This window comes from Okeania sp. (assembly GCF_035285525.1).
Lineage (GTDB): Bacteria > Cyanobacteriota > Cyanobacteriia > Cyanobacteriales > Microcoleaceae > Trichodesmium.
This window is the reverse complement of sequence record NZ_JAYKGW010000035.1, coordinates 1-6,409: the sequence shown is the minus strand read 5'-3', so window position 1 is coordinate 6,409 and position 6,409 is coordinate 1. Positions and strand designations below refer to the sequence as shown.

General features: G+C 38.2%; 3 protein-coding genes and 1 tRNA gene. All 4 read left to right on the top strand.

The features are described from left to right. The coding region (locus VKJ25_RS03655; RefSeq protein ID WP_324235268.1) for an efflux RND transporter permease subunit at positions 1-2,910 on the top strand (2,910 nt) is incomplete at its 5' end. 583 nt (positions 2,911-3,493) lie between these two features. After that, entirely contained in the window at positions 3,494-4,423 is a 930-nt protein-coding gene (locus VKJ25_RS03650; RefSeq protein WP_324235267.1) for a DUF4231 domain-containing protein, read from the top strand. 98 nt (positions 4,424-4,521) lie between these two features. Beyond that, positions 4,522-5,859, top strand: a complete 1,338-nt coding sequence (locus tag VKJ25_RS03645; protein WP_324235266.1) for an S-layer homology domain-containing protein — start codon at positions 4,522-4,524, stop codon at positions 5,857-5,859. 131 nt (positions 5,860-5,990) lie between these two features. Next, positions 5,991-6,063 (top strand) — tRNA-Glu (locus VKJ25_RS03640). The last annotated feature ends 346 nt before the right edge of the window (positions 6,064-6,409 follow it).

Below are 6,409 nucleotides of genomic sequence, written 5' to 3'. Positions count from 1 at the left end.
TTTCAATTAGAAGTAGATAGCGATCGCGCCACCAACGATGTTCGGAACGCCATTGCGAAAATTACCCAAGACTTACCCGCAGACGCTAATGAACCCATCGTTGAAAGACTAGACTTTGCCGGAGGCGGACCAATCATGACTTACGCTGTCACCTCCGAAAAACGTTCCGTAGAAGAATTAAGCGAATTAGTTGATCAAGAAATTAGTCGTGCTATTCTCAATGTTACAGGTGTTTCTCAAATCAACCGCATTGGGGGAGTTGACCGAGAAATTCTCATCGAACTCAGTCCCGAAAGATTAGAAAGTATTGGTATTACTGCAACTGAAGTCAACGACCAAATTCGCGCTTTGAATATTAATATCCCAGGAGGACGTTCTCGAACCGGAGGTACAGAAAAAAGTATTCGGACATTAGGAAGTGCTGACACAGTAGAAGCATTGAAAGAATATCAAATTATTCTGCCTTCCGGTAGCGCAGTTCCCCTTTCCAGTGTGGGAAAAGTTATTGATGGTTACGGGGAAATTAGACAAACCGCTTGGTTTCTAGACAAAAATAGTTTCATCCCCAACTCAGACACAAATAATATTGGTCAACCCGTTGTTGCTTTCGGGGTATTGCGCAGCACAGGTAGCACCCTGGTCTCTGTAGAAAAAAGCGTCCGGGAAGCAGTTGCCGAACTCGAAAAAACATTACCACCAGATGTCAACTTCCAACTAATTTTCACTAGAGCAACCGACATTGAAGAATCATATCAAGCATCTGTAGACGCTTTAATTATTGGTTCCATTCTCACTGTTGTCATTGTCGGTATATTTTTACGAGACTGGCGACCAACTCTAGTGACAGCAGTAGCATTACCATTATCAATACTGCCTACTTTTCTGGCAATGAAAAGTCTCAATTATACTCTAGATGGGATGACTTTGTTAGCACTATCATTAGCAATGGGGAACTTAGTAGATGATGCTATCTGTATGATCGAAAATATCGATCAACATATTGAGCAGGGGAAAAAACCATTCCAAGCAGCTTTGGATGGGTCAGCAGAAATTGGTCTAGCGGTGGTAGCAACAACTGCCACAATAGTTGCAGTGTTCTTACCTGTAGCATTTATGGGTGGTATACCAGGGAAATTTTTTAGACCATTTGGAATTACAGTAGCGATCGCTACTATGTTTTCCACATTAGTTGCTACCACAATGACACCAATGTTGGGAGCGCGGTTATTGAAACAGAAACGACCGCAAACTTCTCCTAGTTTCCCAGAAAAAAATCAAAAAAACAGAAAAATTCGCCCCTACAGTCAATTACTAACTTGGGCGTTACGTCATAAAATTTTCACATTATTTATTGCCTTAGTCTTCTTTATTGCGAGCTTACAACTGGTTCCACTCATTCCCAAAGGGTTTGCCGGTTCTGAAGATCGGGGTGTGAGTATTGTTTCTATAGAATTACCCCCTGGTTCCACTTTAGCAGAAACCGAACAGGTAGCACAACAAACTATGGAACTATTCCAGAAAAATCCACTTGTCACCAGTGTGTTAGCCGATATCGGTAGCAGAGGTAGTAGTGAGAATGTGAATAAAGGTAAATTGTACGTTAACATCTTACCCAGAGAAGAACGAGATATTACTCAAAAAGAATTTGAACAACAGGTACGACCATTATTTCAGAATATTCCAGGAGCGCGAATTAATTTTTCTAGTCAAGGTGCTGGTGGTGGTAATAAGGATTTAACCATTATTCTCAAGAGCGAAAATGCTGCTGTTTTGCAACAGACATCAGATACTTTAGAACGACAAATGCGAGAAGTTCCTGGGTTAGTAGATGTAACTTCCAGCGCTAGTTTAGTGAAACCAGAGATTTTGATAAAACCATTACCCGCAAGAGCAGGAGATTTAGGAATTTCCGTACAAGCGATCGCCCGGACTGCATCCTTAGCAACTTTAGGAGATAACGAAACTAATTTAGCTAAATTCGATTTATCAGATCGTCAAATTCCCATTCGGGTACAGTTAGCAGAGAAATATAGAAATGACTTAGATGCGATTAGAAATTTACGCATTCCCAGTCGGAATGGTGGTTTAGTACCATTGTCAGCAGTGGCAGAAATTACCATCGGTAGCGGGCCTGCCGAAATCAAACGTTTTAACCGTTTTCGTCAAGTTTCCTTTGAAGCAAATATACAAGGTATTTCTTTGGGAGATGCACTAACAACAGTGAAATCATTGCCAGCAATGAATCCCCTCCCCCCTGATGTCACCGAACAGTCTGATGGCGGTGCCAAAATTATGATGGATATATTTAATGGTTTTGCAGGTGCTTTGGGTTTAGCAATATTGTGTATTTATGCAATTTTAGTATTGTTATACAATAATTTTCTCTATCCTATAGTGGTTTTGGTAGCGTTACCTTTGTCTGTTGGTGGTGCATTATTAGGGTTAATGATCTTCCAAAAAGAGTTAGGTTTGTATGCTATCATTGGAATCGTATTGTTAATGGGTTTAGTAACCAAAAATGCGATTTTGTTAGTAGACTCTTCCCTAGCAAATGAAGAAGCAGGAATGTCTCAATTTCATGCAGTGCGGGAAGCAGGTATTTCCCGGTTACGACCAATTTTAATGACAACTCTTTCGACTATTGCCGGGATGTTGCCTATTGCTCTGGAGTTAGGAGCAGGAGGAGCAGTGAGAAGTCCGATGGCGATATCAGTTATTGGTGGTTTGATAACTTCAACATTGTTAACGTTAGTAGTTGTACCTGTTTGGTTTACTTATATTGATAATTTTATGCATTGGTTGCAGAAATTGTTCGGTGGAAAAGAAAGTCGTCCGCAGTTGGATGTATCAGTTAATGGTAACGGTAAGAGTATGAATGTATTGCCAAAAGATTCTGTTACCAAAGTTTAGTTTTGTCTGGAACTAAGAAATATTCCAACATTCATTGCAGCAGTTTCTCAAGGTATGACATACATTGAAGGTGATGGGGTGATATGATGGTGGGGTGATGGGATTTGAAAACCAAACCCCTTCAATTGAATACTTATACTTGGAGTAACCGTCACAACGACTTGGATATAGTAATCATATCAAATCTGTTAGCTTCTGAGGGATAAAAGAAACCGGGTTTGTGAAAGATAGATGTTATACAGTGAGGCATTTACAGCAATGCATGAGGATCGTGAGGTACACTTAAATATCTTTGTAACACAGGCTTCGTTTGCTGTAACAACCTGGAAGGTTGTGTTACCATAATTACTCAGAAAATAAAATTTTGTACCTCACGCGCCTCCGAAACTGCTGTAAAACCAACCCGGTTTCTGCGCTTTTCTATAGCGATACTACCGGATTTTATATCATATAAAATCCCTTGACTGCAGTTTTATATAATTGTTAATTATTAATTATAAACATACTTTCTTGATAGTTTTTAATTGACTATTAACCCCAAATTAGTGTATTTTGAAATAGTTATTAAATAAACAAAGAAACTATGACTAATTCAAAAATAGAGGAAAATATGATAAGTCCTGATCCGAATTATGAAATGATTGATTCTCAGCCCAAAAATCTCCTGGTTGATATCTATAAACTTAAACCACCCAGCTCTGGAATCTTACCATTTTTAAAAATACTTACATATCTATCTTTTGTAGTTGCCATTATTTCAACTATTACAATTTTTGCCTTCCCAGAGCTGATTCAATTGCTGATCATTATAATAATTTTTTGTATAGGTGTGTTTATTTTCTTGTTTCCTATTAATCGTGTATTAGAGAAAAACTATAATAAGAAAATCAATAATTATAATGTACTTAAGGCAAAAAACATATACATCAAGACTGCACAACTAGAAGACTCTCCAAAAGTTAAACAGATAATGGAAGGAGTAGAAATAGCTTTAAGTTATACTGAAGAACTACTAGAAAGGTACAGAACACTTCGTGTAGAAGCCAGATTTTTTTACTATCTATTGCAGATAACAACCATAATTTTTTCTGCAGTGACTCCGATTTTAGTTCTAGTTGAGAAGTCAGAAACAGCACCAAATTGGCTGAAATGGTTACCTGTAATATTTCCAGCGATCGCTGCTATTGTTGCTAGTCTTTCAACTGCATTTTCTTTGGAAGAAAATTATACATCTGCTAATGAAGCTATAGAAAATTTAGAATCGGAAAAAAACGAATTTCTCTTAGGAGTAACTGCAGGTTATAGGATTCCTCGCTATGCTGACGAAGATGAACGTTACAAAAATGCAAGAGATGCTATGGCTAAATTTATGAATCAGGTGAAATCTATTCACCTCAAACAGTTAAAAGACCAAGAAAAAGCTGAGAGAAGAGCAGAGGAAGGACAAAAAGAACCGCAACAGCAAGAACAAAAGGTAAAAACTAGCCAATTTCCACCTACAGGTAAATCTTAAATATTTCCTAAGCATTCAGCAGTCAGCTATTAGCGTTTAGCTATTAATTTTGGAAAAAGTAAAAGCAACCCTTGAAAACAAACTAAAAGCAGTAGCTGATGGCTGATATCAAATCCGGTAGTATCGGTGTAAAAACAGTGTGGTTCATGTGGGGAGTATGGGAAGATATAGTAATGGTTGAAGATGAAACATTTTTTTCTACCGAATTAAGCGGATTTGATATCATGGACATATCCTTCAAAATACTAAGTAAATTTATTTTTATGAGTATGTTATTAAATAAACCAGAGATATTTGCTAGTCTAACTATTTGTTTATTAATTTCTGTCAGTAGTTGCGCCAATAATTCCGGAAATAAAGACCTAGAACAAATTTTGGCAGCAGACCCCCAATTAAAAAATAATTCTAACTTTAACCAACTAAATCAAACCTCTAATCAAAACAACCAACAACCAGAAAAAAACGTACAACTTCCCACTAATTCTCCTACAGAAATATCCCCAACTTCTAACTCGGAATTAATAGATAAACCAACTGATTTTTCATCAGAAACTTCTGCCAACTCAACTTTATCACCAACTCCCCAACCAGAAACTCAGTCATCACCCAATGTTACAGAAACATCCCAAGAATCATCTAGTCCCACAATACAAACACCATTTCCTACTGATAGTATGCCACCGACTTCTACCACCATCCCTTCAGAAGTCCCTGTATCAACAACAGCCCTCATGGATGTACCTACAGGTTTACGTCCATACATTGTAGATTTGTCCAAACTAGGAATATTTCAGCAGGAACAAAGGGAAAATCAAAATAACCCCAATACAACCACTGCTTTCATTCAACCTCAAAATCTTGTCAGTCGCCGTGTATACGCCAGATGGTTAGTAACTGCAAATAATAAGATGTTTGCCAATAATCCTGCTAAACACATCCGATTAGCTACCGCAAATGAAAAACCAATTTTTGAAGATGTGCCCAAAACTGACCCCGACTTTCTTGTAATTCAAGGTTTGGCAGAAGCAGGTTTAATTCCTAGTCCCTTATCTGGAGATGTTAATGTGGTTAAATTTCGGCCCAATGATTTTTTAACTCGTGAAGATTTAATTCTGTGGAAAGTGCCTTTAGATTTTCGGAAGCCATTATCAGAAGCTACCATACAGAAAGTCAAGACAGCATGGGATTTTCAAGATGCTTCTAAAATAGACCCTAGTGCTTTGAAGGCAGTATTAGCAGATTCTGAAAATGAATTTTCTAATATTCGTCGGGTTTTCGGTTATACTAAACTATTCAGGCCAGATAAGACAGTTAGTAGGGCTGAAGCTGCTGCTACTTTATGGTATTTTGGAGACCAGAATGATGGTATCTCGGCTCAGATGGCTTTGGAGGCCAAACAAGAACCAGAGAAATTGGTCAATCCTGTTTCTCCGTAAGCGCTCAAGGGAATATTCGGTATATTTATATATATGGCCAAAAAGTAAGGAAAAAAAATTTTTTCATACCCCTTGACATTTACTTATAGATTCGCTACTCTAGTAAATGTGCGAATGAAAAAAACAAACACGCCCCCATCGTCTAGAGGCCTAGGACACATCCCTTTCACGGATGCGACAGGGATTCGAATTCCCTTGGGGGTATTAAAAATAAAGGATGATGCAATTAAGTTTGTCATTGTCCTTTATTTTTTTAGGTAAGGAAGAATTTAGAATTTAGAATTGATACCAAATCCGGTTATAAAAAGCTAGTTTGTCCAAATCCTTCTAACCCCTTTGCCTTCTTTCTGCCTTCATCTAACCAGAAATTTTAACGCCTACTTACTTATAACCAGACTTAGTCAGGACTTACACGGGAGGCACTATATATAGAGTATTGGTGCGTTGTGCGTTGTGCGCTTTTCATGTCGCGCAGCGTTTCGGCGCTTGAGCCGACATATAAAGCGGAGCTTTGCGGAACGCAAAACGCACCCTACCAATAGCGTTCGTG

Bases quoted from the DNA above. Each gene is read 5' to 3' on its own strand.
- VKJ25_RS03650 (WP_324235267.1), top strand. From the start codon at position 3,494: ATGACTAATTCAAAAATAGAGGAAAATATGATAAGTCCTGATCCGAAT.
- VKJ25_RS03645 (WP_324235266.1), top strand. From the start codon at position 4,522: ATGGCTGATATCAAATCCGGTAGTATCGGTGTAAAAACAGTGTGGTTC.